Genomic DNA, 423 nt, shown 5'->3' on the forward strand with positions numbered 1-423 from the left:
AAGTTCCTTCGCGTCAGCGAAGCTACGTTCAATCGTTTCTTTTCGACGCTTATATAAAGTTTTTCCACGTGGGCTCAAGCGATTTTGTCTAACCCACTCTTTTGCATCTTCCCATACATGACATGTTAGGATTTTTGTGTGATTCTTTGACTTTGTGCAATTCTTAAGAAAAGGACATTGCTTACAAATCTCGGGATTGGATTTGTACTGTCTGTATCCTTCACGGTTGGTCGTTCGATATGTAAGTTGATGCTTTGCTGGACAAAGATATACATCTTGCTCAGGAATATACTTAAATCTCCATTTCGGAAAGAGGTCTTTATCTGGTCGAAAACTCCGATGTGCAATAACCGTAAAAATTCCTTGTCCTCTCAATTCACGACAAATAGGCATAGTTAAATAACCAGAATCCAGAGCAACAGC

Annotated in this window: 1 protein-coding gene; it reads right to left on the reverse strand. The window is 39.5% G+C overall.

What is annotated here, in order from left to right:
- Nucleotides 1-423, reverse strand: a 423-nt coding sequence (locus ACFQNG_RS00960; protein WP_379862918.1) for a transposase, incomplete at both ends; no start/stop codon positions are given.

The sequence above is a fragment of the Laceyella putida genome, assembly GCF_042665195.1.
GTDB lineage: Bacteria > Bacillota > Bacilli > Thermoactinomycetales > Thermoactinomycetaceae > Laceyella > Laceyella putida.